This window comes from Pseudarthrobacter cellobiosi, from assembly GCF_023913755.1.
Classification (GTDB): Bacteria; Actinomycetota; Actinomycetes; order Actinomycetales; family Micrococcaceae; genus Arthrobacter; species Arthrobacter cellobiosi.
Genome location: NZ_JAMXBJ010000047.1, coordinates 135062 through 162005 on the forward strand (window position 1 = coordinate 135062; position 26944 = coordinate 162005).

Sequence of the window (26944 nt, forward strand, 5' to 3'; positions counted from 1 at the left end):
CTGCCGGACCACAACAGCGCCCGCAGCGGGGCATCAGCCGTTCTGGTGTCTGATGGGCCCCGTCAGGCCGCTATCCAGCGGCGATTTTGGGTCTGCCGTCTCTCCCGGCAAGCAGGATCTTTGCTTCCTCGCCGACCACTGCCAAACCCTCCGCAATTGAGCGCGAGGGAATGGCGCCAAAACCAATCCTGAAGCAATTCCGCGGTGCGTCCGGTTGGATGAAATAAATATCGCCACGTTCAATGAGCACTCCGCGCTTTTCTACGGCGCGGACCAACTCCAAGGCATCCAGCCCGGGTGGCCCCTCCACCCAAAGACTGACGCCGCCGGGCGGGTAGGGGCCCTGCTCCCACGGCAGGCACTGCGCGGAGATCTCGGTGACCGTCTCCCAGCGCGTCTTCAGCTGCCGCCGGTGGCGGCGCAGGGCGCGGTGGTAGTCGCCACTGTCGATCATCAGGGCGAGGGCGCGCTGCATGTGCCCGGGAGGGTGGCGTACCTGATACCGCCGCACGCGCCGCAGTTCCGTGATCAGTTCCGCGGGCCCCACCAGGAACCCCAGCCGCAGCCCCGGGGAGAGGAACTTGGAGAATGTGCCGAGGTACAGCACGTCGCCGGTGGAGTCCAGCGCCTTCAGCGCGGGGCTGGGGCTGCCTTCATAGCGGAATTCGCTGTCGTAGTCATCCTCGATGAGCACCGTTCCGGAAGTGGCGGCGAGCTTGAGCAGACGACGGCGGCGCTCCATGCTCAGCGTGACGTTGGTCGGGTGGTGGTGGCTGGGGGTGACATACAGGAGGGCGGTGCCGCTAAGGGTCCCGGGGAGGCAGAGTCCGTCCCCGTCGACGTCGATGCCGTAGACCTGGGCGCCGGTGCGCAGGAAGATGTGGCGGGCGTCAAGATAGCCGGGGTTCTCGATGCCCACGCGCTGGTGGGGGCCGAGCAGCGTCCTGGCCAGCAGGTCCAGACCCTGCTGGGAGCCCACCGTGATGAGGACTTCATCCGGCCCGGCCTCAATGCCGCGTGCGGGAAGGATCTGGCGGCGGATCATCTCGATGAGCATGGGGTCGTCCGCGCCTACGCTGTCCTGGAGGCTGGCGGAGCGGTGGGGCTGGTACAGGGCTTCGCGCAGGCTCCGCACCCAGGCGGTGGCAGGGAAGCTGTTGACATCCACCTGGCCGGCGACGAACGGGTATGGGTAGGTGTACCAGTCCGGGGTCTTTTCCACCTCCGGGATGTCTTCGTCGGCGTAGCGCCGCATCCGGGAGGACCAATCGATCATCGAATCCGTGGCGGGCACCTCGGCCTCGGCCGCGGCCAGCATTTCCGGGTTGACGAAGATCCCGCTGCGCTCATGGCTGATCACCAGGCCCTCGGTGAGCAGCTCCTGGTAGGCCAGGTTGATGGTGTTGCGGGCAACCTTGAGCTCGGCGGCCAGCTCGCGGGAGCTGGGGAGCCTGCGGCGTGAATCGAAGATACCGACGGCGATGCCGTGCTCGATGACGCGGCGGACCTGCCGGTACAGGGGTTCGCTGGAACTGCGGTCAATCTCTATGAGTGTCCGTGGCACGATTCGCCTCCCAAGCAGCGCGGTGAAGTATCAGGACCGAAAGAAGCGGGGGAGTTCAGTATGAACTCCCCCGCCAAGAATTTCTCTTTGTACTTTAGCTACGGGCCAAAGATTCCAGTGAATCAACGACGTCGATGCCATGCGCCGCGCCGACCGCGGTGTTGGTCAGGCGGCCGCCCAGGGTGCTCAGGCCTGCGCGCAGTGCCGCATTCTCGGCCACGGCCCGCTCCACGCCCTTGTCGGCGATCTGCAGAACGTACGGAAGCGTGACGTTGGTCAGCGCGTAGGTGGAGGTGTGGGGGACGGCGCCCGGCATGTTGGCCACGCAGTAGAAGACGGAGCCGTGGACGCGGAAGGTGGGTTCCTGATGCGTGGTCGGGTGCGAATCCTCGAAGCAGCCGCCCTGGTCAATGGCGATGTCCACCAGGACGCTGCCGGGCTTCATACGGGAGACCAGCTCGTTGGAGATGATCTTGGGTGCCTTGGCCCCGGGGACCAGCACGGCGCCGATGACGAGGTCGGCCTGGATGACCTCCTGCTCGATGGCGAGCTGGTTGGCGGCGAGCGTGCGGACCCGGCCCTGGTACATGCGGTCCGCGGCGCGCAGCTTGTCCACGTTCTTGTCGAAGAGGACCACGTCCGCCCACATGCCGGCGGCCACGGCAACGGCGTTCATGCCGGACACGCCGGCGCCGATGATGACCACGCGGGCAGGTGCCACGCCGGAGACGCCGCCGATCAGTACGCCGCGTCCGCCCTCGGGGCGGGTCAGGCACTGTGCGCCCACCAGGGGAGCCAGCCGGCCGGCCACCTCGCTCATGGGGAACAGCAGCGGCAGCGAGCCGTCTTCGAGCTGGACCGTCTCGTAGGCAATGGATGTGCTGCCGGCGTCGAGCAGGGCCCGGGTGCAGGCCTCGTCGGCGGCCAGGTGCAGGTACGTGAAGATCGTCAGGTCCGGACGCATGCGGTGGTATTCCTCGGCGATCGGCTCCTTGACCTTAAGCAGCAGATCGGCGGCGGCCCAGACCTCGTCGGCCGTCTGAAGGATGGTGGCTCCCGCTACCGTGTACGCATCATCGGAGATGGACGAGCCCTCTCCGGCGCCGGCCTCGATGAACACCTCGTGGCCGTGGGCAACGAGCTCGTGGACGCCGGCCGGCGTGACGGCTACTCGGTATTCGTGGGACTTGATTTCCTTCGGGATGCCGATCTTCATTGTGACCTCCGGGTTGTTGATGGGTTGCGCTGCAAGTAAGTCCGCTGTGCGGGCTGCGCAGCATTATCGAAGTATGGTCCGGTCCAGGATGGGACCAGAAGCACCAGATGCGCGCCGGCTGACGGGACCAGACTGGACCCATCAGGCGGGCACCATGTGGCCCTGATGCCCGGTGTGGCCCCCAGCCTAGGCTTCGATCATCGCTACTCACCTCGACAAGAAGGAGATAGTCTTGGACGCCTCAACACTCCGGGCCCAGGCCCGGCGCCACCTCGGACCCCATTTCACACGCAAGGACACCTGGGACAGCGAGTTCCCGATTTTTGTCCGCGGCGAAGGAAGCTACCTCATTGACACCGAGGGGGACCGTTATCTGGACGGCCTCGCCGGTCTCTTCTGCGTGAACATGGGCCACGGCCGCCAGGACATTGCCAAGGCCGCCAGCGAGCAGATCAGCACCCTGGCCTACGCCTCCAACTGGGGCTCGGCGCACCCGCCGGCCATCGAGGCCGCCGCGCTCATCGCGGACCTGGCCCCCGGCGACCTGGGCACGACGTTCTTCGTCAACTCCGGCTCCGAGGCCGTGGAGACGGCCCTGAAGTTTACCCGCCAGTACTTCCGCAGCCAGGGCCAGCCGCAGCGGACCAAAGTCATCAGCCGTGACATGGCATACCACGGCACCACCATGGGGGCCCTGTCCATTACGCAGCTGCCCAAGATCAAGGAGCCGTTCGGCGAGCTCCTGCCGGGCATCCGCAGCGTCCCGAACACCCTCGGATTCACCGGCGACTGCGGCCCGGTCACGGAGCTCGACTGCTTCCGCGCCATTGAGCGGGTGGTCCTCGAAGAGGGCCCTGAAACCATTGCGGCCATCTTTGCCGAGCCGGTCCAGAACGGCCGCGGAGCCCTCGTGGCACCTGACGGCTACTGGCCGGCACTGCGCGCACTGTGCGACAAGTACGGGATCCTCCTGGTCTCCGACGAAGTCATCTGCTCCTTCGGCCGGCTTGGCCACTTCTTCGGCTACGGCGTCACCGGCGTGGTCCCGGACCTGGTCACCTTCGCCAAGGGCTCCACCTCCGGCTACGCCCCGCTGGGCGGCCTGATCGTCCGCGAGCAGCTGGTCCAAGAGCTGTTCAATTCCTCCACGGGCGGCGTCTTCACCCACGGCGCCACCTGGGGCGGGCACCCGGTGTCCACCGCCGTCGCGGTCGCCAATATCACCGCCATGCGCGACGAAAACGTCCTGGGCAACGTCCAGGAACAGGGCCCCAGGATCATGGAGGCCCTGGAATCCCTCAAGAACTCGCACCGCTGCGTCAAGGCAGTGCGGGGCACGGGCTTCTTCTACGCGATCGAACTCATGGCGGACAGCTTCAGCGGCCGCGAACTGACCCAAGCAGAGTCGCTGAAGGTCCTGCGCGAGGTGCTCCCCGAGTCCTTCAAACGCACCAAGGTGATCCTGCGCGGCGACGACCGCGGCGCCACCATGATCATGATCTCCCCGCCCCTGGTAGCCGACGCTGAGGTCCTGTCAGCGCTGCTGCACGGCGTGGACGGCATGCTCACCGACATCGAGAAGGCCATCCAGCCCTAAACCACCGCATCCGGTTCTTCGCCTGCGGAGGCGCCCCCTCGTGGACGCCTCCGCAGGATCCGATGTGGCCTCCGCAGGTTCGAGATGAGAGGTACAACCATGGCGACGGCGATTGTTGAGAAGCGCCTCCCGCAGGCAGCGTCGCCCGCGGGAAGTGCACTGTTTGAGCGCTGGCGCCAGGAGCTGTCCGGCCGCGGCCGGGTGGTCGGATTCGCCGACGGCGAGGACGAGCGTGCCGTCCGCGCTGCCAGTGCGTTGTCAGCGGAAGGAATTATCAGTCCCCGCCTCATCGGCAGAGCCAAGGAAATCCGGCGGCTGGCGGCCGAACTGGACTGTGTGCTGCCCGGCGACGCCATCCTCGACGTCGGCGGGCTGGCCGGCGACAGCAGCATCGCCGCTCTGATCGGGGAGGCTTACTCCCGCAAGCCCGAGCAGTTGACCCATGCCAGTCAGGAACCGGTCCATATTGCCGCGGCCGCGTTGCGGGCCGGGTATCTGGACGCCTGTGTTGCCGGTGCCGGGACGCCCACGGCGCTGGTGCTCCGGGCCGCGCTGCGCGTGGTGGGCCTGGACCCCGGCTGCACCACCCTGAGCAGCTCGTTCCTGATGCTGCTGCCCGACGGAAGGGAACTGACGTTCGGCGATTGCGCCGTCGTTCCCGATCCTTCCGCCGAACAGCTGGCGGACATCGCCGCCTCGGCAGCCGCCATGCACCAGGCGCTGACGGGGCAGTCGCCGAAGGTGGCCATGCTGTCCTTCAGCACCCGGGGCAGCGCTATCCACTCACACGTGGACAAGGTCAGGTCCGCGAGGGAAATCCTGCGGACCCGCCACCCGCTGCTGCACGTGGATGGCGAGCTGCAGTTTGATGCCGCGCTGGTCCCCGCCATAGGGGCGGCGAAAGCGCCCGGCTCGGAGGTGGCGGGTCAGGCAAATGTGCTGGTGTTCCCCAGCCTGGACGCCGGAAACATCGGCTACAAGATCACCGAACGGCTCGGGGGAGCCGTGGCCGTGGGCCCGATCCTGCAGGGGCTGGCGGCGCCCCTGAACGATCTGTCCCGTGGTTGCAGCGCCGGGGACATCGCGTCCGTTGGCCTGTTGAGCGCCATGCAGTCGCTCTCCGTACTCGACAGAAAGGAGATCCGGCCTGAGCACGGCGCAAGCCCGCTCCGGGAGGATCGTAGACGACCATGACACAAGACGTTGCCACGCCCGTAGGACGCGACAAGCCGGAAGGAAGCGGCAAACAGCGTGGATTTCTCCCGCGAGGCCTGCGGGACAGGCGGCTGCCCGGGCTCGCACTGGCGGCCGCTGCCGTGGCCGTCGCGTGGCTTATCCACGCGGCCGTCCCGGTGCTCCCCTTCCTCACGGTGGCCGTCATCCTGGGCATCCTTTCCGCCAACCTGCCCGGGATCGGCCCGGCAGTCGAAGGAGTCATGCAGCCTGGGCTGGTGCTGGCCGCCAAGAGGTTCATGAGGCTCGGAATCGTGCTGCTCGGACTGAAGCTGAGCCTCATAGACGTCGCGGCCCTCGGCTGGGCGACGCTGGGGATCGTGGTGGGCATCGTGCTGCTGACCTTCGTGGGCACCTTGCTGCTGGGCAAGGCGTTCAGGCTTCCGGGGGACCAGCCCTTGCTCCTGGCCGCAGGCTTTTCCATCTGCGGCGCGTCCGCCATCGGGGCCATGAGCGGAGTGACCAGAACGGATCACCGCGGCACCGTGGTGCCCATCGCGCTCGTGACCCTGTGCGGGACGCTTGCCATCGCCGTGCTACCGGCCCTCAAGGGTCCTCTCGGCTTGGACGAGGTGCAGTTCGGGCATTGGGTGGGGGCCAGTGTCCATGACGTGGGGCAGGTTGTCGCGACGGCGCAGACGGCAGGCACCGCGGCCCTGGCCGGGGCCCTGGTCATCAAGCTCACCCGTGTCCTGATGCTCGCCCCGATGGTCACCGCTGCCGCTTTGGTGCAGCGCTGCCGCAATCGTTCCCGGCGCAATCGTTCCCAGCACAGCGAGGCGGCCGCCGGCATCGAAGAAGGCAAGCTCAAATTCCCACCCTTGATCCCGCTGTTCGTGGCCGGGTTCATGGCGATGATCGTGTTGCGGACGCTGGGAATCCTGCCGCATGCGGTCCTGGAAGGTGCTGCGCTCGCCCAGGACCTTCTGCTCGCTGCGGCGCTGTTCGGGCTGGGAGCGTCCGTGCAAATACGGTCAATTCTTCACACCAGCGGCAGGGCGATCGTCGTCGCCATGCTCTCCTGGGGTCTCATCGGAGTACTCGCCTACGTGGGAGTGCAATTCATCTAGGAACGGACATCATGACCACCTCGGAACTCATCATCGCGGCTCTCATAGTTGCCGTCGCCGTGGTGGCACAGTCCGGCACCGGGTCCGGATTCGGCATCGTCTCCTCGCCGCTGCTGCTGATGATCAGCCCGCAGCTGGTGCCCGGCCCGCTGCTTCTCGTTTCGGTGGTGGTCATGCTGTTCGTGAGCTGGCAGAACCGGAGGGGCCTACGGCACGTGGATCTCAAGGTGGCCATTGCCGGGTGCGTGCCCGGCGCCGTTGCCGGACTATGTGTATTGCCCCTGTTGAACGGCAAATGGACCGGAATGATCGTCGGCGGCCTGGTGGTGGCCAGCGTTCTCACCGGACTCAAGGGGTTCCGCATCCCGCAAAACCGCTTATCCCTGTTCGCGGCCGGCCTGCTCGGCGGAGTCCTGGGTACGGTTGCCTCCACCTCAGGGCCGCCGCTTGTGGTGGTTTACCGGAGCGAGGACGCGGCCCACTACCGTGCCAACCTCTCCCTGTTTTTTCTGGTCTCGTCGTTGGTCTCGCTGCTTGCCCTGGCGGGCGCCGGTTCCTTCGGCACGGTGGAGCTGCTGCTCACCGGCTGGCTGTTACCGGGCGTTGCCCTCGGGGCGCTGGCATCGCGGCCGGTGGTGAAGCGGATTTCCGCCGCCGCCATCCGTCCCGCGGCCCTCGGCCTGTGCCTGGTTGCCGGGGTGAGCCTGCTGATCAAAGGCGCTCTGGCCTGACGGGCACGGGTCCCGACGCCGGCGTGTCCTCGGTGGCTGGCTCAGTGTTCTTGCCCGCCGGCAGTGCCTTCAATCCCGCCGCGCAGGCCACAATCCCGGCGATGAACAGCACCTTCAACAAGCTGAAGGGTTCGACGCCGGTGGCCATCGCCCAGCCCACCGTCAGGGCAGCCCCGATCCCCACCCAGACGGCGTAGGCAGTGCCGAGCGGGATGCTGCGGATGGCTAGGCCGAGGCCGATCATGCTCAGGGTGGCGGTTACGCCGAAAACAAGAGTGGGCAGGGGCCGGGTGAAACCGTCGGACTGGCCCAGGGCGGTGGCCCAGACGGCTTCCAGCACGGCGGAGGCCAGCAGCATCAGCCACGCAGCGGAACGCTTGTTCATTACGCCACCACCTTCAGGCCAACCACGCACGCGGCGATGCCGGTGAGCAGTAGCAGGCGCGCCGTCGTCGGACGTTCCGCCTTGGTGATGATCGCGTAGGCGGAGGTCAGCACCACGCCCACGCCCACCCACACGGCGTACGCGGTGCCGGTGGGGATGGACTGCATGGCGATGGCGAGGCCGGCCATGCTGGCGAGGACGGAGACCAGGAAGAGGAGGGCGGGCGCGAGCCGGCGTCGGCCGGAGGCTTGGAATGTCCGGTGCAGGGCTGCGGCCCAGACGGCTTCCAGCGCTCCGGAAAGAATGAGAATTAACCACGACATGACAGATCCTTTGGCCAGTCTTGTCGCGTGCCGGGTACTGAACCGTCGTCCGGAGGGTCCTGTGCGGAGCCTTGTTCCCAGCATAGCAACGCCCGACGGCGGGTGGCCGGGTTGGTGGCCAACCTCACCGCCGGGCGGGGCGGAACCTTAGAGCGCGCCGCCGGCAGCTTCCGGCGCGGAGGAGTCGCGGCCCCCGTTGCCCACGGTTTCGCGGGCGATGAAGTTCTCGATGTCGAACAGGTTGTCCGCGCGCTCGGCGATGTTCAGGAGGGTGGTCATGGCGGCGACCTCCTCCACCTGCTCCTTGAGGAACCAGAGCATGAACTGCTCGCCCAGAGCATCGTCCTCGGTGCGGGCGGCGCGGAACAGGGCCTCGATCGCGGACGTCACTTCCTTCTCCTGCTCCAGCGCCAGGGCCAGCGGCTCGGTCACAGAGGAGAATTCGTTGCGCACGGTGGGGACGCCCGGGATGGTGAATTCAATGTCGCGGTCCAGCATGTACTGCACCATCATCATGGCGTGGTTCCGCTCTTCCACCGACTGCCGGTAGAAGTAGCGGGCCAGCTGCGGGAGGTCCTGGTTGGCGAACCAGGTGGCCACGGCAATGTACTGCTGCGAGGCCGCGAATTCGTTGCCGATCTGGGTGGACAGGAGCGCATTAAAGGGTGTGGAGGTCATAGCCAGAGTCTAGGAGCGCCGCGTGCCGCTGACCAGTGTGGAAAGGCTCAGATAACGAAGGCGAGGCTAGCCTGCAGCGCTGGATCAGGCAGTCACGCGGTCGATCGACACCACGGCCAGGAAGCCGCGGCCCAGAATCTCGGGGGTCCCGGTATCGGAGCCAACGACGGCGTCATACCGGTTGAGTGCCTCGGGTTCCGTGGGGCTGGGGGCAGCTTCGTCGGCGTCGGCTTCCGCGGCGGCTGCAGATTCCGCGGTGCCCGCGGTGGCGTCCGCGGCTTCCGGGGTGACGCTGAGGTTGCCCGTGCTGACGGCGGCCTGGCCCTGCAGAAGTACAGCGAGCTGGCCCTCAAAGACCGGGTGCGCGCGCTTTTTGGAGAGCTCGATGATGGACGTGAAGCCCTTGAAAAAACCCGTCCGGGTGATGACATTCAGGTCGCGGATGTCCCCGGTGGGCAGGGCACCGTGCGTGGCAGCTTCGCCGGAGAACCTGAACGGACGGTACTTTTCCAGCGGGTGCTCGGCGCCGTCCACCGTGAGAAGGAGCAGCTCGCCGTCGATCACGGTCAGCACACGTTCCATGCCCGGGAACGCCGAGAAATCCCCGGCCTTGCTGACGTCGGCGATGCTGACGCGCCAGTCCCAGGCGCCGTCCTGCGCCGAGGCGGCCTTCGGGTGGCTGGCAAGCTCCCGGGTCACCCCGCCGCCGTTGCGCCACGGTTCGGACCTGAGTTCTGCGAAGCGGATGATCTCCATCGGACCAGCCTAGTTTGTTTGGGCGTCCCGGCCACGCGTGGCATGCTGGGCAAATGCGCCAGGGGATCACCGAGGAACAGAGCCGGCTGCTGACATCCTGGCTTGGGGAATTCAGCGTGGTGCAGGATTGTTCGTGGCCCCTGCAGGACACGAACGTCCTCCACGTTGTCACGCCGGCGGGCGAAGGGTTCATCGTCAAGGCGAGCACCACAAGCCACCATATCCGCCGCGAGATCGCCGCCCATGCCGGCGGGTTCGAAGGGCTCCGCGGACGCGTCCCGGCGTTACGGCATGCCTCCGTGGAAGCCCGGATCCTGGTTACGGAGTTCCTGCCGGGAGTCCTGGTCGAAGGGACTCCGGCCGAGGATGATCCGGAAACGTACCGCCAGGCGGGGGAGTTGCTGGCGAGGATTCACCGGCCGGCCGGGGACTCGTGCACGTACGCAACAGCCCTCGCGGCAAAGACCCGGGCGTGGATGGACCGCGCCCACGGGCTGCTGCCGGAATCGCAACTGGAAAGCTTTGAACAGGAACTGGATGCCCTACGGCCGGGCGTGGCGCAGCTCGTGGCAACTCACGGCGATTACCAGCCAAGGAACTGGCTGCAGGACAACGGGCAGATCAAAGTCATCGACTTTGGCCGCGCTGAACCGCGTCCGTGGGTGCACGATCTGGTGCGCCTCAGTCACCAGCGGTTCGTTGGCAGGCCCGACCTGGCGGACGCGTTCCATTCCGGCCTGGACAAGTCGGTGGCACCGGCGGAGGCTGACCTGTGGCGGCTGGAGAACCTGAACCAGGCCATCGGCACGGTGGTGTGGGCCAACCAGGTGGGCGACACGGCGTTTGAACAGACGGGCCGCGCCATGGTGGAGCGCGTGTTGTCCGGCGCCTGAAATGGAACCGACCCACATCGGCGCAGGGGGCACTTCCCTGTTACTCTCCTCCCGGGGGACGTCACGAAGACAGCCTGAAGGAGCCGAAAATGTTCGTCAAAGTCTGTGGTCTCAGTACGCCCGAATCAGTCAGTGCCGCCGTGGAGGCTGGGGCGGACGCCGTCGGGTTTGTCCTGACGGCCAGCCCGCGGGTGGTCTCGCCGTCGCAGGTTTCCACTCTTCTGGCCGATGTGCCGGAAGGCGTGGTTGCCGTCGGCGTTTTCCGGCATGAACCTGTTGCCGATGCCATTGCCATTGCCCGTTCCGCCGGACTCAAATGGGTCCAACTCCACGGGGACCTCACGCCGGAAGACGTCACAACAGTGCACGACGCCGGCATGAAGCTGATCAGGGCGGTCACCATGGCAGCCACTGCGGACGCGTTCGCCGACTGGGGCGAGGAAATCCTGCTGATTGATGCCGCCGTGCCCGGCTCCGGAGAAGCCTGGGACTATGCCTCCATGGTGGACGTGACGGCGCTCCAGGACCGCAAGTGGCTGCTGGCCGGCGGGCTGGATACGGACACCGTGGCGCACGCCACTGCAGCCTCAGGCGCGTGGGGCGTGGACGTCTCCTCCGGCGTCGAGGTTTCCCGTGGTGTGAAGGACCTGGACAAAATCCGCGCGTTTGTTAAGGCCGCCAAGGGCTGAGGCCCGGTCCAAGTTCCAGGGCCCAAGATCAGGGGCCAATTAGGGCAGACCCCTACGTTTTTGTCAGACCCCGCGGGGCACAATGGACAGATGAAGACACTGCTCAACATCATCTGGCTGGTATTCGGCGGACTCTGGCTTGCCCTGGGCTATTTCCTGGCTGGGATCATCTGCTGCCTGCTGATCGTCACCATCCCGTGGGGCATCGCGTCGTTCCGGATTGCGGCGTACACGCTCTGGCCGTTCGGGCGCATGGTGGTGGACAAGCCGGGCGGGACTGGCGTGTTCCCGCTCCTGGGGAATGTCATCTGGCTGGTGGTGGCGGGCATCTGGATCGCAATCGGCCACGTGCTGACGGCCATTGCCATGGCGGTCACCATCATCGGCATCCCGCTGGCCATCGCCAACCTCAAACTCATCCCGGTCAGCCTGATGCCGCTCGGCAAGCAGATTGTTCCCACCAACAGCCCGTTCGTTACCGCGTACCGTTAGCCGGCGGCATTCCCAGCGGCATTCCCAGGGGCTTCGCTGAACCCGGGGACCAGTCCTTGGGCTTCGAGCTCTTCTGACCGGAGCGCCCGCAGAACACAGAATTCGTTGCCGTCCGGGTCGGCCATGACCACCCACGTGACCTCCGGCCCCTGCCCGACAGAAATGCGCGACGCGCCGAGGGCTTCCAGCCGCTGCACCTCCTCGGCCTGGTCATCCGGACGCAGGTCCAGGTGCAGCCTGTTCTTGAGCTCTTTCCCCTCGGGAACCTTCACGAACAGCAGGTCCGGGCTGACGCCGTCGGCCGGGCTGCCTGCGCGCGGCTCCAGTACGATTTCGTCTTCCACCTCGTAGGTGCGGCGCCACCCCAGGGCCTTCTCCCAGAAGTCGGCGGGCACTTTGGGGTCAGTGGAGTCGACGCTGACGGCTTGGATGCGCAGGTTCATCCGAGCAGTCTTGCACCGGCCGGGGCGCCCGTAAAGGCTTCGGGCGGTTGCGCGAAGAGTCAGGCCAGCTCGCCCTGCAGGTTCCGGCGGGCGGCGTCGAGCCACAGTTCCCGGGCGCGGTCGCTGTGGAACAAGGGGTCCAGTTCCAGCAGGTGACGGACGACGGCGGCGCGACCGGCCGCGAAGTCGGCGTCGCCGATGTGCGCATAGTCTTCCCGGACGGCGGCCACATACCTGGCGTACGGCTCCGGTTCGCCGCCGAGGACTGACAGGTCCGCATCGCAGAGGAGGGCGCCGTCGTGGTCCCCTGGTTCCGGGCGGTGGTCCGACGTCAGCCTGACCAGCCGCGCCACCTCCTCGACATCGGCGGCCGGGAGCCCCGCGTCCGGGAGGCGCTCCTCGGCGAGGCGGGCCGATTCCTCCTCGTCCTGGCCGGCGACCCCGCGGTACACGGCATCGTGGAACCAGGCTGCGAGCAGCACGGTCCGCGGCGGATCGGCGGGGTCCGCGAGCAGGTCCAAAGCCTCAAGAACTGTCAGCAGGTGCGTGCAGCCGTGATACCGCCGGTGGTCCTCGCTCCAGCGGTCCAGCAGGTCCAGGAAGAGGGCGTCGTGGCCGGGCATGATGGTTTGCCAGCGGTTCAGCAGCGGGACCTTGAGGGACTTGTTGCGCTGCCGGGCCGGTATGCGCAGCCCGCTGGCGATGAGCTTGCGGACCAGGATCCGGCCTTCCACCGGAATGGCGCCCGCAGCTACGAGGTCGTCGAACCGGCGCTCGGCGACGTCGTAGTGGTCGCCGTCGAACGCCCGGTCCGGGACGCCGGCCGCGGCGGCGAACGCGTGCAGTTCCGCCAGCGACATGTCCGAGATGAGGTGCGAAAAGTGCGTGCCGTGGGCTGGCCACACGGGCGGATCCAGGTAAATCGCCATGGGGGAAGTCTAGTGCGGCTCTCCGCAGGGCCGCTCAGGAGCCGGCCGGCAGGATGTTCTGGTTCCCCTGGAAGACGTTCCGTGGATCGAAGTCCCGCTTGACCCTGGCCAGCCGCGCGTAGTTCCCGTTGCCGAACGCGGCACGGATGCGCTCCTGGCCTTCGTTGCCGATGAAATTGAGCCACACCCCGCCCGAGGCATAGGGCGCAATCTTGCCGCGGAAGTCCTTCACCCACGCCTTGGCCAGCTCGCCTTCCTCGGGCGTGGGGGAGATGCCGTACGGGTGGCTTACCCAGGCCGCGTTCCGGTTGATCAAGGGCGTGGCCGCCCCCGCGTTCCCGCCCACGGCGCCGCCCCAGCGGGCGATGAGCTGCTGCGACGTGGCATCGGGAAGGTTCCGCGCCGATTCCACAAAAAGATCCAGAGCCGCATCGGGAAGTTCGTTGTGGTAGTCCGCGCTCCAGTAGTTGTAGTGGTCCGGCGGATCATCCAGGGAGCTGTTGAACTCTGCATAGCCTGTGTCACCCACCAGGTTGACGGCCGGTCCGAGTTCGCGGAACGGCCGGGCATGTTCGGAGCCTTCCTCGGGGTCACCCGCGTAGACGTAGCCAATGGCGACGGCCATTTTTCCCACCAGATGCTCAGGCACAAACGGCTCCGGCGGCGCGGTCATGTACAGCAGCCCCACCCCGACGCCATCGGGGGCTGCGAGGGCCAGGTCCCGGAACGCCCGGGAAACATCAGAGGCTGCCTCCCCAGGCCACAGCCATATCCCGGCGTGGACCACGGGGCCGAGCCGGTGCGCCTGGAACGTGAAGGACGTGGCCACTCCGAAATTGCCGCCACCGCCATGGAGTGCCCAGAAGAGTTCGGGGTTTTCCCGGGCGCTCGCGGTGACGCGCTCGCCGTCGGCCGTCACCAGGTCCACCGAGACGAGACTGTCGCACGCGAACCCGAAGGAGCGCTCCAGCCACCCGGATCCGCCGCCCAGGGTGAAGCCGGCGACGCCGGTGGTGGAGGCCCGCCCGCCGGTGACGGCCAGGGCATGCTCCTGGGTGGCGTGGTCGAACTCGCCCCAGGTGACGCCTGCCCCGGCGGTGACGATGCCGGATTCCGGGTCCACGTCGATCGACTTCATGGGCCGGACATCGATCACCAGGCCGTCGTTGTTCATGGACATTCCGGCCACTGAGTGGCCGCCGGCACGGACAGCAATGGCGAGGGAATTTGCCCGTCCATAGCGCAGGGCTTCGGCCACGTCCGCGTCATTTGAACACTGGGCAATCACCGCCGGCCGCCGGTCAATGCTGGCGTTGAAGACCTTCCGGGCCGGGTCATAGTCGGGGCTGTCAGGCCTGATCCACTTCATCACAAACGCTCCTCAGCGACTGCGGCCCCTCCCCTCCACATAGCGTAGGACTTCGGCCCGGGACGTTCCATAGGCAGCCCAGGTGAACCCTCGAACGGGAGCGAAACCAGCATTGGCGTCATCTTCGGATACGCGGCGAAAACTACTAAGAAAACCCGCAAATGCGGACTAGGATCATAAAATGCCCACTATTCGCGTATCCGAAGCCGCCCGGTTCCTCGGCGTCAGTGACGACACCGTCCGGCGCTGGACAGAGAACGGCAGCCTCACCCCGGTAAAGGACGACGCCGGCCGGCTGGCAGTCGACGGGCTCGAACTTGCCCGGCACGCCCAGAAGCTCGCGCAGCTTCCCGAGGACCCGCACCGTTCAGGGAGTTCGGCGCGCAACAGGTTCGTTGGCCTCGTCACGGGCATCACGGCGGACAAGGTCATGGCCCAGGTGGAACTCCAGTGCGGGCCGTTCCGGGTGGTGTCGCTGATGAGCAGCGAAGCCGTCCGTGACCTGGGCCTGGAACTCGGCTCCGTGGCCACCGCGGTGGTCAAAGCAACCACAGTCATCATCGAAACCCCGCATGGAAAGAGCATCATTTGAGCACCCGTAAACACGGCGCAGCCGCCGTCATCTCAGCCGCCCTTATGCTGGGCCTCGCCGCGTGCGCACCCGCTTCCACGACGCCCACGGCCTCACAGCCCGCCGCGTCGCAGTCCCCGGACGCCGCCGGGCAGGTCTCCGGGACCATCACGGTCTTCGCGGCCGCGTCGCTCAAGGCCACGTTCACCCAGCTGGCCACCGACTTCGGGGCGAAGAACCCGGGCACCAAAGTCATGCTGAGCTTCGCCGGTTCCTCGGACCTGGTCACCCAGATCACCCAGGGCGCACCGGCGGATGTCTTTGCCTCCGCCGACACCAAGAACATGACCAAACTGGCCGATGCCAAGCTCCTGGACGGGACCGCGAAGAACTTCGCCACCAACGTCCTGGAGATCGCCGTCCCGCCGTCCAATCCGGCGTCGCTCGCGTCCTTCGCCGACCTGGCCAAACCCGGCGTCAAGGTGGTTGTCTGTGCCAGCCAGGTTCCGTGCGGGGCCGCCGCGGATACTGTGGAAAAGGCTGCGGGTGTGACCCTCTCGCCGGTCAGCGAGGAATCATCGGTGACGGACGTCCTGGGCAAGGTCACCTCGGGCGAGGCCGACGCCGGCCTGGTCTACGTCACCGACGTCAAAGGCGCCGGAGACAAGGTCAAGGGAATCCCGTTCGCCGAATCCGGCAAGGCGGTCAATACCTATCCCATCGCCACAGTAGGCTCGAGCCGGAACAAGGAACTGGCCGCAGCCTTCATTGCCATGGTGACCGGTGCCGACGGGCAGAAAACCCTTGGTGAGGCTGGCTTCGGCTCCCCGTAGCAACCCGCCCCACAGGCAACCCGGCACCGTAGGCAACCCGTCCCCAAGGAGACCATGAAACAGGCCAGGAACGGCGGATACGGCGGCGTCCCGCACTGGATTTACATCCTTGCGGCTGCCGGTGGACTGTTCGTGGTGCTGCCGCTTGCGGCCATGGTGGCCAAGGTCAACTGGGCCCAGTTCATCCCGCTGATCACGTCGGAAGCGTCGCTGCAAGCCCTTGGACTGAGCCTGCGCACGTCCGCGGCCAGCACAGTCCTGTGCATCGTGCTGGGTGTGCCGCTCGCCCTGGTCCTGGCCCGCGGCAGCTTCCCCGGCCAGCGCGTCCTCCGCTCACTGGTCCTGCTCCCGCTGGTCCTTCCGCCGGTGGTGGGCGGCATCGCGCTGCTCTACACGTTCGGGCGGCAGGGGCTGCTGGGCCGGACGCTGGAAGTGGCAGGCCTGCAGATCGCCTTTTCGACGACGGCGGTCATCCTGGCCCAGACGTTTGTGGCCCTTCCGTTCCTGGTGGTCAGCCTCGAAGGCGCCTTGCGGACCGCTGGGAACCGGTACGAAGCGGTGGCTGCGACGCTCGGCGCCGGGCCCACCACGGTGCTTCGCCGGGTCACCCTCCCGCTCGTGCTGCCGGGACTCGCGTCCGGCGCGGTGCTGTCCTTCGCCCGCAGCCTGGGCGAATTCGGCGCCACGCTCACGTTCGCCGGCAGCCTGCAGGGGGTGACCCGGACCCTGCCGCTGGAAATCTACCTGCAGCGGGAAACGGACGCCGATGCCGCCGTCGCGCTTTCCCTGGTCCTCGTGGCGGTGGCAGTGGTTGTGGTGGCACTCGCGTACCGCAGTCCCCGCGCCGCCGAACGGGCCCCCACCCTGAGCGGCCAACGTACGACGACGGCGCCGGCCCAGGGAGGTGCAGTCCTGTGACGTTCTCGGTTCAGGCCGCCGTGGCTGGCCGTGGGTTCGACGTCTCCCTCGCGGTGGGGCCGGCCGAAACGGTGGCCGTTATGGGCGCCAACGGCGCCGGAAAATCGACCCTGCTGAACGTCATCGCGGGCCTGCTGCACCCGGACTCGGGCACGGCCGAACTGGACGGCAGGACCCTGTTCCACCTCAGCGCGGGGCGAGGCGAATGGACGGCTCCGCACCGGCGCGGCACGGCCCTCCTGGCCCAGGAACCGCTGCTTTTCCCGCACCTGAGCGTGTTGGAGAACGTGGCCTTCGGGCCCCGGAGCGCGGGGGCTTCGAAGCAGGCCGCCCGGGAGTCCGCCCTGCGGTGGCTCGCGGAAGTCGAGGCGACTGAGCTGCAGTCCCGGCGCCCGGCCGAGCTCTCCGGCGGCCAGGCGCAGCGCGTTGCGGTGGCCCGGGCGCTTGCCGCCGACCCCGGGCTCCTGCTCCTGGATGAACCGATGGCCGCGCTGGATATCCATGCCGCGCCGCTGCTCCGGCGCCTGCTCAAACGGGTCCTGGCCGGCCGGCGCGCCATCATCATCACGCACGACGTCCTCGATGCCCTGATGCTGGCCGACCGTGTGGTCATCCTCGAGAACGGCCGGATCAGCGAGGAAGGCCCAACCCGCGGAGTCCTCCAGCGCCCGCGCAGCCGGTTCGCGGCCGGCCTCGCCGGGCTCAACTTTGTGGTGGGCCACATCACCGAACACGGTCTGCGGGCAGGCGCCCTCAACCTCTATGGCCACCACGACGTAGCCGGCCCGCTCCCCACCGGACAGCCCGGCGTGGCCGTCTTCCCGCCGTCGGCCGTTTCCGTATTCCTCACCGAGGCGCACGGCAGCCCGCGGAACTCCTTCGCCGTGACCATCACGGACCTGGAGCCGCACGGGGACGGGATCAGGGTCCGCGCCGGGGACGGCGGGCAGCTGAGCGCGGACATCACGCCGGCGGCCTCCGTCGATCTCGGGTTGGCGCCGGGCCTGCAGGTGTACTTCGTGATCAAGGCCGGCGCTGTGGCCATCTACCCGGGCTGAAGGGGTGGGAATCCGCGGGTAGGCTGGTCAGCGTCGTCCGGACGTGGCGGCGGTATTGGGGGAGAACCATGAAGAAAATTACGACGGCGGCTGCCGCCATTGCGCTGCTGGCGGGCCTGTCCGGATGCAGCCTGTTCCCGTCGCCGACGCCGCTGCCGGACATCGCCCCGGCAACGCCCGCGTCCATGCTTCCGCCGGAGTGCCCTTTTGTGGGCCGGGACGACGTGTCGCCGGTCCGGATCCCCAAGGGCACTCCGCGCGAAACCATCGGCAGCGTCCTGAACGCCTACAGCGGCTGGCTCAACGCCGGCTCCGAGCTGGTCACGGCGTGGAGACCGGGCAAGGCTGTGTCGGAAAACTGCGTCGCCGATCTCGCGGCGAAAAACGCGGAGGCCTATTCGAGAACCCTGTTCACCACCCACAGCGACGTCGCGTGGCAGGAATACTTTGCGGCGGTGAAGGTGATGAACCAGCAAAACCTGGCGGCGGTCCGCATTGCCGAGCCAGGTACGGGCGGGCGGGGCACGTTTGAGCTGCTGCAGGAGGTCGATTCGAGCGCCACTGACAGCGGAACGTTCCTGAAGTTCGACGCCGTCTACCGCCCCACCGTTACCGGGCAAGGCAGCTGGGAGGACCTGGACAAGCCGACCCGCTGGTATGTGGAACTCGTCCCGGCGGGGGAGTTCCTGGTCATCAACTACATCGAAACCAAGCCTGCGGCCGGCTATCCCTGAGTTCACTTGGCCTGCTCCGGAAATGTAGTTGACGGATTTTGTCATTTAACGTGACAGACTTCACATCTGGCAGTAATGTCGCCTGTGGATCGCCCGCACCGATGGCCGGTCCACCCACTGGAAACTGACCCGGCTGACTGCTGACCGCTGATGGCCGCGGGTCCACTTGCGAAGGAGCTACCCGCTTTGAAGATCGCCCGAATCCTGGCCGCGGCCGCAGCGGCTGCAGCGACCGCTGCCCTGCTGACTCCCTTGACCGCCCACGCTGCACCCGCAACCGGCGGTGATTCGGCCAGCCCGGACATCGCCGGAGGCACCACCACCACGATTTCCGCAGCCCCTTACGCCGCCCAGATTTCCTTCGATTCCACCGGGACCAACGTGGGCTGCACCGGCAGCCAGATCTCCGCGAGCTGGGTCGTCACGGCCAAGCACTGCAACTCAACATCGCTGAAGTCCGTCAGGCTGGGCACAACGTACCTGGAAACCGGCGGAACCGTGAAAACCGTGGCCGCCCGCTATGCCTCCAGCACCGGCGATGTCCTGCTCCTGAAGCTTTCAACCCCGCACTACGGCTCGTTTGTGGGGCTCTCCAGTTCGTTCCCGGCTACGGGCGCCTCGGCCAAGGTCTACGGCTGGGGTGACCAGACCGAAGGTGCGGGCACCATGTCCTACTACCTCAAAACGGCCAATGTCACGGTTGCCGGACAGGGGGTGGACACCTACGGAGGGCCTTCCGTTCGAACGCAGTCACAGTCCGGCCACACTCTGGGCGGCGACTCCGGCGGCCCGCTGATCGTGAACGGCAAGCTGGTGGGAGTGCTCTCCACCTCCAGCATCCTGCCGCCGCAGAACCCGTCCGACTACACGCGTTACTACAACGACCACGCCTCGATCGCCGGCAACCTGGCCTGGATCACCAGCGTCTCGGGGGTTGCCGGCTCCTGATCTGATCGGCCTAAACAGACCACCGGGCGGGTGGCTCCTTGGGGGAGCCACCCGCCCGGGATGCTCTAAGCCCGGCGCCCTACATTCACGGGACATCGAGGGTTTCGTGGATCTGGATGGTGGCGCCTTCGCGGGACATGAAGTGCGGGTGGCCTTCCATCAAGGCAACGGCGGCGTCCAGATCCTCGGCCTGGATGAGTCCCTGAGGTCACAGCATGATCCTAGGACTTTGCGGGCTGCTGCGGCAGTGGTGCCGGGAGCGGATTTCCGCTCGGCAGCGCGTGGCTCTGGACAGGCAGTTCGCCGTCGGCAAACATGGCCATGGAGGGAGTATCCTCAAAGTTGAGCGTTATAGGCTCAACTTAGCGAAAAATGCACAGCCCGGAAGGAGCTCTCTTTGGACGTCAAATTCACCACCAAGAGCCAGGAGGCTCTTTCGGCAGCAGCCATGAACGCCTCCACGGCAGGAAATCCCCAGGTGGAACCTGCCCATCTGCTTAAGGCGCTGATGGATCAGCGGGAGGGCGTCGCCGTCGCGCTTCTCCGCGCCACCGGCGCAGACCCGGATGCCATCAGTGTGCAGGCGAGCAGTGCCATCAAGGCGCTGCCGGCAACGTCGGGCGGCTCCACGCAGCAGGCCCAGCTGTCCCGGCCCGCGCTGCAGGCCATCCAGAACGCCAAAAACGAGGCCGACAGACTCGGCGATACCTATGTCTCCACCGAGGTCCTGCTGCTGGGGCTCTCTGCCGGCAGTGACGCCGTCGGGCGGTTAATGCGCGACGCCGGAGCCTCCCATGAAGCGTTGCTCGCCGCCCTGCCGGGCGTCCGCGGCGACCGTAAGGTCACCACGCCGGACCCGGAAAACACGTTCCAGTCGCTGGAGAAGTTCGGCACGGACCTCACCGCGATGGCGCGTGCGGGAAAGCTGGACCCGGTGATCGGCCGCGATACCGAGATCCGACGCATCATCCAGGTGCTGAGCCGCCGTACAAAGAACAACCCCGTCATTATCGGCGAGCCGGGGGTGGGCAAGACCGCGGTGGTTGAAGGGCTGGCCCAGCGGATCGTGGCCGGGGACGTCCCGGAAAGCCTGCGGGGAAAGACCCTGATCGCCCTGGACCTCGCCTCCATGGTGGCCGGGGCGAAATACCGCGGCGAGTTCGAAGAGCGGCTCAAGGCCGTCCTAGAGGAGATCAAGAATTCGGACGGGCAGATTGTCACGTTCATTGACGAGATCCACACCGTGGTGGGTGCCGGTGCCACGGGCGAGTCCTCGATGGATGCCGGCAACATGCTCAAGCCCATGCTGGCCCGTGGCGAGCTGCGGCTGATCGGTGCCACCACGCTGGACGAGTACCGCGAGAACATCGAGAAGGACCCGGCCCTGGAGCGCCGGTTCCAGCAGGTGTACGTGGGTGAGCCCAGCGTGGAGGACACCATCGGGATCCTCCGCGGCCTCAAGGAACGCTACGAGGCCCACCACAAGGTGACAATCGCCGACTCAGCGCTGGTAGCCGCGGCTACGCTGTCCAACCGCTACATCTCGGGCCGCCAGCTGCCGGACAAGGCCATCGACCTGATGGATGAGGCCGCCTCCCGGCTGCGGATGGAGATCGACTCCGCGCCGGAGGAGATCGATCAGCTGCGCCGCGTCGTGGACCGGCTCACCATGGAGGAACTGGCCCTGGCGAACGAGAAGGACGCCGCCTCGGTGGAGCGCCTCGCGGCCCTCCGCGCCGACAAGGCGGACAAGAGCGAAGAGCTGGATGGACTCAACGCCCGCTGGGCAGCCGAGAAGGCCGGGCTCAACCGGGTGGGTGACCTGAAGGCGAAGCTGGATGAACTCCGGTCCACCGCGGACAAAGCCCAGCGCGAAGGCGACCTGGAAACCGCGTCGCGGGTGCTGTACGGCGAGATCCCGGCCTTGGAACGCGAACTCAACGCCGCAGCGGCCGCTGAGGAAGCGAACACGGACAAGTCGGGCCAGATGGTGGCCGAACAGGTCACCGCGGACGACATCGCAGAAGTCATCTCCGCCTGGACCGGGATCCCGGCCGGGCGCATGCTGCAGGGCGAAAGCCAGAAGCTGCTGCACATGGAAGAAGAGCTCGGCAAGCGGCTCATCGGCCAGGCGAAGGCTGTCACGGCGGTTGCCGACGCCGTCCGTCGTGCGCGGGCCGGCATCAGCGACCCCAACCGGCCCACGGGTTCGTTCCTGTTCCTGGGGCCCACGGGCGTGGGGAAGACTGAGCTGGCCAAGGCGCTCGCGGGTTTCCTGTTCGACGACGAACGCGCCATGGTGCGGATCGACATGTCAGAGTACGGCGAGAAGCACTCGGTGGCCCGGCTCGTGGGTGCCCCTCCCGGCTACGTGGGCTACGAGGAAGGCGGCCAGCTGACTGAAGCTGTCCGCCGTCGGCCGTACTCGGTGATCCTGCTGGACGAGGTGGAGAAGGCCCACCCCGAAGTCTTCGACATCCTCCTGCAGGTGCTCGACGACGGCCGCCTCACCGATGGGCAGGGCCGCACCGTGGACTTCCGCAACGCGATCCTAGTGCTGACATCCAACCTGGGCAGCCAGTTCCTGGTGGACCAGTCTCTGGACCCGCAGGCCAAGCGCAACGCCGTGATGGCCACGGTGAATGCGTCCTTCAAGCCGGAGTTCCTGAACCGGCTGGACGAGGTGGTGCTGTTCGACGCCCTGTCCGTGGACGAGCTGGCACGCATTGTGGAACTGCAGGTGGCCGAACTCGGCAGGAGGCTGACCGGCCGGCGGCTTACCCTGGAAGTGTCCGAGGGCGCCCGCGCCTGGCTGGCCATGTCCGGCTTTGATCCCGCCTACGGTGCCCGGCCGCTGCGCCGGCTGGTGCAACGCGAGATCGGCGACCGCCTGGCCAAGGCCATCCTGTCCGGTGGGATCGCTGACGGGGATACCGTGCTGGTGGATGCAGCGGCCGACGTCGACGAACTCACCATCGAAGGACTGGAGGCTCTGGCAGGGCCCGACGGCGGTGCTCCGGCCGGCACGGGCCTGGTGGTGCGGCGGAAGGAATAGGCACCCGGTGGGTTAGCCTGCGGTTTGTGCCTGGGAGGGCACAGCGGTGAGTTGCTGTTTGATGTCCTCCCAGTTCGTCGCCACACGGCGTTCCACTATGAGTCCATCCACCACCCGCTCCAGGGTCAGGCTCTCGCTGGTAATGGGGGCTCCGGTCGGGGCGATCCCTTGGAATTCGCCGCCGCTATGCACTGCATGCATGGTCACTCGGCACGCGACCATATCTCCTTCGGCGATTTGGTCCGCCAGGGTGAAGCTGGTCCCGCTGAACGTGATGTTCCAGCCCTTGATGGCCGTCAGCATTGTGTCCCGGTCCACTGGTTCAGTGTTTCCGTGCACGAACGCTTGGAGTTTGGGCGACAGTACCCGGGTGAGCTCGGCCTCGTCTTGGTCCTCAAAGGCCCGGAAGAACCTGCGTACCACTTCCTTGTTCTGGTCAGTAGTCATTGGACTTTCCCTTTCGATGCTTATCCGGGAAGCTCCGGATAAGCACAGATTAGGATCATGCGGCACAGCCCAACTCCGTGTACGCACGTAGTTGGGAGGGGGAATCAGCGACGCCGCGGAGGGTTTTGGTGGAGGACCGCCAAGGTGTCCTGCTCGGGCCCCAGAGCGTGCCGGAACGCGTAGTTGGCGGCAGCCGCGCGAGCTGCCGGGCCCTCAACGCCGATCTTAAGGTAGAGGTTGGCCGCGTGCCGCTCGACTGTCCGCACGCTGAGCCCCAACTCCGATGCGATGGATTGGTTGGTCTCTCCTCCGGCAATGAGGTGGAGCACCTGGGATTCGCGTGGCGTCAGGCGAATGCCCGGCGAACCGGGGGATCCTGCCAATGATCCTGGCGGCGGCGGTTCCTGCAGTTCCTTCACCAGGGAATCGGTCTCTTGGGTCGTCAGAGTTCTGCCCTCCCGGAGGTATTCGCGGAAGGCATCCTCCCCGAGAAGGGCGGTGGCCGTGGACGCAGTACGGACGAAATCGGCCCGGTCAAGCGCCCAGAGCACTGCCCCGTACTGGTCGAGCCGTCCTTGTGCCGCGCCCAGTAGCATCGCCGATGTCCGGGGCGACCCAACGGATGCGGCCACAGAAGCCCAGGCGGCCAGGGCCATAGTGCAGCCCCAATCGTCGTTGCCGTCCTTTGCCACGCGCATTGATTCGCCAAGGTGATGACGGGCTCCTTCGAGGTCTCCGCGGGTCCTGGTCACCTGTCCAAGCCGGACGCACCGCCGTGCAATGGCGAATGAGTGGCCGAGCTGGCGGGCGAGCACCTGGCTTTTCGAGTAGCAGTCGGCCGCCTTGTCAAGGTCTCCCTGCAGGAATGAGGCATCTCCCAAGGCGAAGAGGCACGCTGAGGTCCACCATTTGTCACCTGCCTCCTCTTCCAAGGCCAACCTAGCAGCCAGGGCCGCGGCCCGTGGAGCGTCGGTGCCCATGGTTGCGTGGGCCAGGTAATGCAGCTGCCGGCCCACAGCCCCAGGATCTTCCACCTCAGCGAAAATGGCGGCAGCTTCCTCCCAATGGCTTCGCGCCTCATCGCTTAGCCCGGCATGGACTGCGAGGAAACCAGTCGATTCGTGGAGATCCCCCTGGACCCGACGCGGAATTGCATGGATGTTGGCCAAGTATCGCCGGTACCACATCAGCCCTTCCGCGAATTCACCGCGCAATTGCCACACCTGGGCCAGGGTAAGAACGATTTCGGCTCCGGTTTCCAGCCCTTCCGGCGTATCCAGGCCCCACGCCATAGCCGCCCTGAAATTCTCCCGGTCCTGCTCCAGCCGCCGCGTCCAGGCGGGCTGCTTTGGACCGTTCAGTTCTCCGCGCGCCTCCATGGCGAGGGCAGCGAACCGGGCTGCGTGGGACCTGCGCAGCAACGATCGTTCCTTCGCTGCCCTCAACAGTTCGTCAGCGTACTGCCGGATGACTTCGAGCAGCCGGAATCGCCGGGTGCCGCCGCTGGGCCGTTCCACCACCACCAACGACTGGTCCATCAGGTCGGTTAGTACGGCCAGGATGTCCGCCGCCTCCAGCGTCCCGCCCGGACAGATTGCTTCGGCGTCTTCCAGGGCCCAGTCGCCCGCGAAGACAGCCAGCCGTCTGAACAGCGTCTGCCCGGATAGCGACAGGAGCCCGTGGCTCCAGTCCAGGGCTGCACGAAGGGTGGCATGGCGCTGTCCACCGACTGGGCCGCTTCCGGTAAGGAGACCTAAGGCGTGTTCCAGACGTTCATCGAGTTGCGCCGTCGTCAGCATTTAAGCCCGGCCCGCGGCCAGCTCTATGGCAAGGGGCAGGCCGTCCAGCCGGCGGCAGACCCTGGCCACGGCGGCGGCGTTTTGTCGGGTTACTGCGAAGCCCGGAAGCACCATGCAGGCGCGTTCGGTGAAGAGCCTGACGGATTCACACGCGGCGATTTCCTCGGGTGGAAGTTCTTCGGATGCCGGTACCGGCAGAGGGTCAAGCAGCCAGGTTCTTGCGGCCTCTACAGGCAGCGTCACCCGGCTGGTGACCAGGATGTGTAGACGCGCGCAGCCAGCGAGTAGCTCCACACTGACTTTGGCGCACTCCCGGGCAATATGCTCACAATTGTCCAGCACCAGCAAGGCCGATGTACTTCCGAAATGCTCTCAGGCGCGCGCCTAGGTACTGGCGCCGGATTTGAGTCGGGGGAGGAAACCACCACTTACATCCGAACATTAGGATCACAATGCTCAATTACCTCAGCCCCAGCGAACTCCATCACGCTTTGACCATCAGAGATCTCTCAAATCCGAGCGGTCAACCGCATGCCGTGCAGGCACTCCTACAAGACATCATTGGTCCTGCCCGCCCTGGCCCTGTCAAAACTCAAGCTCAAGGACATTATGGGTTACACCGTGATCATGATGTTCTGGGTTGGCATCATCTACATCGCTGCCATCCTGCTCTGGGGCTACCTGGGCTAAAGCCCTTCCAACAAGAAAAGAGAACCAATGCTGTTCCTGGTACGCATGGACGTCAACCTTCCCGCTGACATGCCTTCTGAGGAGGCGGCCGCCATCAAAGCAGTGGAAAAGGCCTACTCCCAGGACCTGCAGCAGCAGGGCAAGTGGCGCCACATCTGGCGCGTTGTGGGCGAGTACTCCAACTACTCGGTCTTTGATGCTGAAAGCAACGACGAGCTGCACAACATGCTCTCGGGCCTGCCGCTGTTCCCGTACATGGACATTTCGGTCACGCCGCTGGCGAAGCACCCGTCAGACATCAACTGACGCCCGCTGGTCCGGATCGGTACCAACCGATCCGGACCGGCGTGTTTTGTGGGTTGTTTAGGGCAGCGCGCTGGCGTTGATGACGTTCCCGCCGTCGGCCGTGACGTAGCAGTCCACGCGCCGGTCGCCTGATTCCCAACTGGTGCTGCTGGGGTAGGCCCGCTGGAAGTTCAGCGTGTACTCGTTCGCTGCCGGTGCCAGCTTCGCCGCCTGGCAGGCCTCCAGGGCCTTGGCGGCCAGGGCCTCCCGGCCAGGATAGGAGCCGACGGCGGGGTAGCGGAAGACGGCCACAAGCTGGGCTGAGTGGCCGGTATCGCAGGCCACCACCGTTGACCGCAAAGCCTTCGGGTCAAAATCCTTGAAGCAGTCGCCCAGCCGGTAGTCCGGCGGCTCCACACCCTCACGGGGGAGGGGGAGCGGGGTGGCCAGGGGAGTGGGTGTGGTTTCCACGACCACGGAGCCGCCGTCGCCGGTCGTTTCCGGTGCCCCGGAATCCAGCCACGCGGCGAGCCACACCAGGCCTCCCACCACACCGAGCAGAACCACCACGAAGACAGTCTTCAGGAGCGTAGATGCGACCCGCCGCGGCTTCCGTGCCGGGGGTTCCACGGCAGTTGCCGGAACAGCCACGTGCGGCAATCCGGCGGTGGGCGGAGCGGCAGGTTTGGGCGGGACGGGGCGCGGTTCCTGGTTGTCCATCCGGATACCCCTCCTGGGTGTCGCCTCGGGATGCTGGATTCTCCGGGCACCCGGATCGGCAGCTGATGAAGAGACTCTATCCAACAAAAAAGCCGGGAACCGTGCGCGTCGCGGCGGAAAGGGTACCCGACATGGCGTCCGCGCGCACGGGCCGGGGCGCACCGTGCGCGGAAAGCATGTAATCTAGGTGTTACGACAAATTGACCAAACATTCCGGGGCCTCACCGATAGCCAAGGTGACCACCTCCGGTCCGAGTACAAAAGGGGGTCACGCCATGGGGCGCGGCCGTCAAAAGGCAAAAGCTACCAAGCAGGCTCGGGATATTAAGTACTATTCCCCGAACACTGACTATTCGGCCCTTCAGCGAGAGCTCAAAGGTCCTGAAGGTCGTGCCACGAGCCATTTCGCGAATGACCCGGTTGAACCGGACTATTCGGCTTATGTGGATAAGTACGCGGACGATTTGGAAGAAGACGACGACGAGGTACACACCCGTCGGATCGGCTAGTTGTTGCAC

30 protein-coding genes and 1 riboswitch are annotated in these 26944 nt (G+C 66.4%); of the genes, 17 read left to right on the forward strand and 13 right to left on the reverse strand.

Translation table 11 applies throughout. The features are described from left to right. Positions 1 to 70 precede the first annotated feature (70 nt). Together pdxR and ald are read right to left on the reverse strand one after the other, a co-directional pair. Positions 71 to 1564, reverse strand: coding sequence for a MocR-like pyridoxine biosynthesis transcription factor PdxR (gene pdxR, locus NG696_RS13860; RefSeq protein ID WP_252575851.1), 1494 nt, complete (start codon positions 1562 to 1564; stop codon positions 71 to 73). Between the two features lie 94 nt (positions 1565 to 1658). Then, positions 1659 to 2780, reverse strand: coding sequence for an alanine dehydrogenase (gene ald, locus NG696_RS13865; protein WP_252575853.1), 1122 nt, complete (start codon positions 2778 to 2780; stop codon positions 1659 to 1661). Between the two features lie 232 nt (positions 2781 to 3012). Here ald and NG696_RS13870 point away from each other — a divergent pair, with 232 nt between their 5' ends. The 4 genes from NG696_RS13870 to NG696_RS13885 all read left to right on the forward strand — a co-directional run bounded on the left by NG696_RS13870 (position 3013) and on the right by NG696_RS13885 (position 7411). Continuing rightward, positions 3013 to 4377 carry an aspartate aminotransferase family protein gene (locus NG696_RS13870; RefSeq protein WP_252575854.1) on the forward strand — a complete coding sequence of 455 codons (1365 nt, stop codon included), beginning with the start codon at positions 3013 to 3015 and terminating at the stop codon, positions 4375 to 4377. Positions 4378 to 4461: 84 nt separating this feature from the next. Beyond that, the gene (locus NG696_RS13875; protein ID WP_252575855.1) at positions 4462 to 5571 is read left to right on the forward strand and encodes a phosphotransacetylase; all 1110 of its coding nucleotides are present in this window, start codon (positions 4462 to 4464) and stop codon (positions 5569 to 5571) included. After that, complete coding sequence (locus NG696_RS13880; protein ID WP_252575856.1) at positions 5568 to 6680, forward strand: YeiH family protein; 1113 nt, start codon at positions 5568 to 5570, stop codon at positions 6678 to 6680. Before NG696_RS13875 ends, NG696_RS13880 begins: the two co-directional genes overlap by 4 nt. A gap of 11 nt (positions 6681 to 6691) precedes the next feature. Then, positions 6692 to 7411 (forward strand): sulfite exporter TauE/SafE family protein, encoded by a 720-nt coding sequence (locus NG696_RS13885; RefSeq protein ID WP_252575858.1) that lies wholly within the window; start codon positions 6692 to 6694, stop codon positions 7409 to 7411. Here the strand turns inward: NG696_RS13885 and NG696_RS13890 are convergent. The 4 genes from NG696_RS13890 to NG696_RS13905 form a co-directional block, all read right to left on the reverse strand. After that, on the reverse strand, positions 7392 to 7796 hold the full coding sequence (locus NG696_RS13890; protein WP_252568556.1) for a DMT family transporter: 405 nt from the start codon (positions 7794 to 7796) through the stop codon (positions 7392 to 7394). The genes NG696_RS13885 and NG696_RS13890 overlap by 20 nt on opposite strands. Next, positions 7796 to 8119, reverse strand: a complete 324-nt coding sequence (locus tag NG696_RS13895) for a DMT family transporter (protein WP_248763758.1) — start codon at positions 8117 to 8119, stop codon at positions 7796 to 7798. The genes NG696_RS13890 and NG696_RS13895 overlap by 1 nt, the downstream gene beginning before the upstream one ends. 9 nt (positions 8120 to 8128) lie before the next feature. Further along, positions 8129 to 8194, reverse strand: a riboswitch (guanidine-III (ykkC-III) riboswitch). A gap of 72 nt (positions 8195 to 8266) precedes the next feature. Further along, positions 8267 to 8797 (reverse strand): ferritin, encoded by a 531-nt coding sequence (locus NG696_RS13900; RefSeq protein WP_252568554.1) that lies wholly within the window; start codon positions 8795 to 8797, stop codon positions 8267 to 8269. An 84-nt stretch (positions 8798 to 8881) separates the two neighbouring features. Beyond that, positions 8882 to 9553: a HutD/Ves family protein gene (locus NG696_RS13905; protein WP_252575860.1), complete on the reverse strand. Its 672-nt coding sequence runs from the start codon at positions 9551 to 9553 to the stop codon at positions 8882 to 8884. A 53-nt stretch (positions 9554 to 9606) separates the two neighbouring features. Here NG696_RS13905 and NG696_RS13910 point away from each other — a divergent pair, with 53 nt between their 5' ends. From NG696_RS13910 to NG696_RS13920, 3 genes are all read left to right on the forward strand, one after another. Then, positions 9607 to 10446, forward strand: a complete 840-nt coding sequence (locus NG696_RS13910) for an aminoglycoside phosphotransferase family protein (protein WP_252575861.1) — start codon at positions 9607 to 9609, stop codon at positions 10444 to 10446. A gap of 89 nt (positions 10447 to 10535) precedes the next feature. Then, positions 10536 to 11135 carry a phosphoribosylanthranilate isomerase gene (locus NG696_RS13915; protein ID WP_252568551.1) on the forward strand — a complete coding sequence of 200 codons (600 nt, stop codon included), beginning with the start codon at positions 10536 to 10538 and terminating at the stop codon, positions 11133 to 11135. A gap of 90 nt (positions 11136 to 11225) precedes the next feature. Continuing rightward, positions 11226 to 11627: a YccF domain-containing protein gene (locus NG696_RS13920; protein WP_248763765.1), complete on the forward strand. Its 402-nt coding sequence runs from the start codon at positions 11226 to 11228 to the stop codon at positions 11625 to 11627. Here the strand turns inward: NG696_RS13920 and NG696_RS13925 are convergent. From NG696_RS13925 to NG696_RS13935, 3 genes are read right to left on the reverse strand one after another with little or no spacing between them, the layout of a single operon-like run. Then, complete coding sequence (locus NG696_RS13925; protein ID WP_252575863.1) at positions 11624 to 12070, reverse strand: VOC family protein; 447 nt, start codon at positions 12068 to 12070, stop codon at positions 11624 to 11626. The two genes, NG696_RS13920 and NG696_RS13925, sit on opposite strands and share 4 nt — an antisense overlap. A gap of 59 nt (positions 12071 to 12129) precedes the next feature. Continuing rightward, positions 12130 to 12999, reverse strand: a complete 870-nt coding sequence (locus NG696_RS13930) for a DUF4031 domain-containing protein (RefSeq protein WP_252575864.1) — start codon at positions 12997 to 12999, stop codon at positions 12130 to 12132. Between the two features lie 34 nt (positions 13000 to 13033). Then, complete coding sequence (locus NG696_RS13935; protein WP_252575865.1) at positions 13034 to 14368, reverse strand: FAD-binding oxidoreductase; 1335 nt, start codon at positions 14366 to 14368, stop codon at positions 13034 to 13036. Between the two features lie 181 nt (positions 14369 to 14549). Between NG696_RS13935 and NG696_RS13940 the strand changes: the two genes are divergently transcribed. The 7 genes from NG696_RS13940 to clpB all read left to right on the forward strand — a co-directional run bounded on the left by NG696_RS13940 (position 14550) and on the right by clpB (position 22485). Then, complete coding sequence (locus tag NG696_RS13940) at positions 14550 to 14960, forward strand: TOBE domain-containing protein (protein ID WP_056341185.1); 411 nt, start codon at positions 14550 to 14552, stop codon at positions 14958 to 14960. A gap of 44 nt (positions 14961 to 15004) precedes the next feature. Further along, a complete protein-coding gene (gene modA / locus NG696_RS13945) occupies positions 15005 to 15772 on the forward strand; it encodes a molybdate ABC transporter substrate-binding protein (RefSeq protein ID WP_252575964.1) in 768 nt (255 codons plus the stop codon). 54 nt (positions 15773 to 15826) lie between these two features. Then, positions 15827 to 16690, forward strand: coding sequence for an ABC transporter permease (locus tag NG696_RS13950; protein WP_252575866.1), 864 nt, complete (start codon positions 15827 to 15829; stop codon positions 16688 to 16690). Next, the gene (locus NG696_RS13955; RefSeq protein WP_252575868.1) at positions 16687 to 17748 is read left to right on the forward strand and encodes a sulfate/molybdate ABC transporter ATP-binding protein; all 1062 of its coding nucleotides are present in this window, start codon (positions 16687 to 16689) and stop codon (positions 17746 to 17748) included. The genes NG696_RS13950 and NG696_RS13955 overlap by 4 nt, the downstream gene beginning before the upstream one ends. A gap of 68 nt (positions 17749 to 17816) precedes the next feature. After that, positions 17817 to 18482 carry a hypothetical protein gene (locus NG696_RS13960; protein ID WP_252575870.1) on the forward strand — a complete coding sequence of 222 codons (666 nt, stop codon included), beginning with the start codon at positions 17817 to 17819 and terminating at the stop codon, positions 18480 to 18482. A 186-nt stretch (positions 18483 to 18668) separates the two neighbouring features. Continuing rightward, positions 18669 to 19430: a S1 family peptidase gene (locus tag NG696_RS13965; RefSeq protein ID WP_252568543.1), complete on the forward strand. Its 762-nt coding sequence runs from the start codon at positions 18669 to 18671 to the stop codon at positions 19428 to 19430. A gap of 397 nt (positions 19431 to 19827) precedes the next feature. Further along, positions 19828 to 22485 (forward strand): ATP-dependent chaperone ClpB, encoded by a 2658-nt coding sequence (gene clpB / locus NG696_RS13970; RefSeq protein ID WP_252575871.1) that lies wholly within the window; start codon positions 19828 to 19830, stop codon positions 22483 to 22485. A 12-nt stretch (positions 22486 to 22497) separates the two neighbouring features. Here the strand turns inward: clpB and NG696_RS13975 are convergent, their stop codons facing one another. From NG696_RS13975 to NG696_RS13985, 3 genes are all read right to left on the reverse strand, one after another. Further along, positions 22498 to 22932, reverse strand: coding sequence for an ester cyclase (locus NG696_RS13975; protein WP_252568541.1), 435 nt, complete (start codon positions 22930 to 22932; stop codon positions 22498 to 22500). 104 nt (positions 22933 to 23036) lie between these two features. Beyond that, positions 23037 to 24731, reverse strand: a complete 1695-nt coding sequence (locus NG696_RS13980) for an ATP-binding protein (RefSeq protein WP_252575873.1) — start codon at positions 24729 to 24731, stop codon at positions 23037 to 23039. Next, positions 24732 to 25025: a hypothetical protein gene (locus NG696_RS13985; RefSeq protein ID WP_252575876.1), complete on the reverse strand. Its 294-nt coding sequence runs from the start codon at positions 25023 to 25025 to the stop codon at positions 24732 to 24734. A gap of 237 nt (positions 25026 to 25262) precedes the next feature. On the opposite strand from NG696_RS13985, the gene NG696_RS13990 reads away from it, so the two are divergent. After that, a complete protein-coding gene (locus NG696_RS13990) occupies positions 25263 to 25421 on the forward strand; it encodes a TIGR00366 family protein (protein ID WP_252575878.1) in 159 nt (52 codons plus the stop codon). Positions 25422 to 25448: 27 nt separating this feature from the next. Continuing rightward, positions 25449 to 25727, forward strand: coding sequence for a muconolactone Delta-isomerase (gene catC / locus NG696_RS13995; RefSeq protein ID WP_252568538.1), 279 nt, complete (start codon positions 25449 to 25451; stop codon positions 25725 to 25727). Between the two features lie 57 nt (positions 25728 to 25784). On the opposite strand, the gene NG696_RS14000 is transcribed toward catC, so the two are convergent. Then, entirely contained in the window at positions 25785 to 26426 is a 642-nt protein-coding gene (locus tag NG696_RS14000) for a septum formation family protein (RefSeq protein WP_252568537.1), read from the reverse strand. Positions 26427 to 26701: 275 nt separating this feature from the next. Here NG696_RS14000 and NG696_RS14005 point away from each other — a divergent pair, with 275 nt between their 5' ends. Next, positions 26702 to 26935 (forward strand): DUF3073 domain-containing protein, encoded by a 234-nt coding sequence (locus NG696_RS14005; protein ID WP_056341155.1) that lies wholly within the window; start codon positions 26702 to 26704, stop codon positions 26933 to 26935. Positions 26936 to 26944 lie beyond the last annotated feature (9 nt).

Coding starts and splice junctions, on each gene's coding strand:
- NG696_RS13890 (WP_252568556.1), bottom strand. CDS start 7,796: ATGAACAAGCGTTCCGCTGCGTGGCTGATGCTGCTGGCCTCCGCCGTG.
- catC (WP_252568538.1), top strand. CDS start 25,449: ATGCTGTTCCTGGTACGCATGGACGTCAACCTTCCCGCTGACATGCCT.
- NG696_RS13895 (WP_248763758.1), bottom strand. CDS start 8,119: ATGTCGTGGTTAATTCTCATTCTTTCCGGAGCGCTGGAAGCCGTCTGG.
- NG696_RS13980 (WP_252575873.1), bottom strand. CDS start 24,731: ATGCTGACGACGGCGCAACTCGATGAACGTCTGGAACACGCCTTAGGT.
- NG696_RS13990 (WP_252575878.1), top strand. CDS start 25,263: ATGCCGTGCAGGCACTCCTACAAGACATCATTGGTCCTGCCCGCCCTG.
- modA (WP_252575964.1), top strand. CDS start 15,005: ATGCTGGGCCTCGCCGCGTGCGCACCCGCTTCCACGACGCCCACGGCC.
- NG696_RS13875 (WP_252575855.1), top strand. CDS start 4,462: ATGAGAGGTACAACCATGGCGACGGCGATTGTTGAGAAGCGCCTCCCG.
- NG696_RS13905 (WP_252575860.1), bottom strand. CDS start 9,553: ATGGAGATCATCCGCTTCGCAGAACTCAGGTCCGAACCGTGGCGCAAC.
- NG696_RS13935 (WP_252575865.1), bottom strand. CDS start 14,368: ATGAAGTGGATCAGGCCTGACAGCCCCGACTATGACCCGGCCCGGAAG.
- NG696_RS13975 (WP_252568541.1), bottom strand. CDS start 22,932: ATGACTACTGACCAGAACAAGGAAGTGGTACGCAGGTTCTTCCGGGCC.
- NG696_RS13920 (WP_248763765.1), top strand. CDS start 11,226: ATGAAGACACTGCTCAACATCATCTGGCTGGTATTCGGCGGACTCTGG.
- NG696_RS13950 (WP_252575866.1), top strand. CDS start 15,827: ATGAAACAGGCCAGGAACGGCGGATACGGCGGCGTCCCGCACTGGATT.
- NG696_RS13960 (WP_252575870.1), top strand. CDS start 17,817: ATGAAGAAAATTACGACGGCGGCTGCCGCCATTGCGCTGCTGGCGGGC.
- NG696_RS13910 (WP_252575861.1), top strand. CDS start 9,607: ATGCGCCAGGGGATCACCGAGGAACAGAGCCGGCTGCTGACATCCTGG.
- NG696_RS13940 (WP_056341185.1), top strand. CDS start 14,550: ATGCCCACTATTCGCGTATCCGAAGCCGCCCGGTTCCTCGGCGTCAGT.
- NG696_RS13915 (WP_252568551.1), top strand. CDS start 10,536: ATGTTCGTCAAAGTCTGTGGTCTCAGTACGCCCGAATCAGTCAGTGCC.
- ald (WP_252575853.1), bottom strand. CDS start 2,780: ATGAAGATCGGCATCCCGAAGGAAATCAAGTCCCACGAATACCGAGTA.
- NG696_RS14005 (WP_056341155.1), top strand. CDS start 26,702: ATGGGGCGCGGCCGTCAAAAGGCAAAAGCTACCAAGCAGGCTCGGGAT.
- NG696_RS13880 (WP_252575856.1), top strand. CDS start 5,568: ATGACACAAGACGTTGCCACGCCCGTAGGACGCGACAAGCCGGAAGGA.
- NG696_RS14000 (WP_252568537.1), bottom strand. CDS start 26,426: ATGGACAACCAGGAACCGCGCCCCGTCCCGCCCAAACCTGCCGCTCCG.
- NG696_RS13930 (WP_252575864.1), bottom strand. CDS start 12,999: ATGGCGATTTACCTGGATCCGCCCGTGTGGCCAGCCCACGGCACGCAC.
- NG696_RS13925 (WP_252575863.1), bottom strand. CDS start 12,070: ATGAACCTGCGCATCCAAGCCGTCAGCGTCGACTCCACTGACCCCAAA.
- NG696_RS13900 (WP_252568554.1), bottom strand. CDS start 8,797: ATGACCTCCACACCCTTTAATGCGCTCCTGTCCACCCAGATCGGCAAC.
- NG696_RS13885 (WP_252575858.1), top strand. CDS start 6,692: ATGACCACCTCGGAACTCATCATCGCGGCTCTCATAGTTGCCGTCGCC.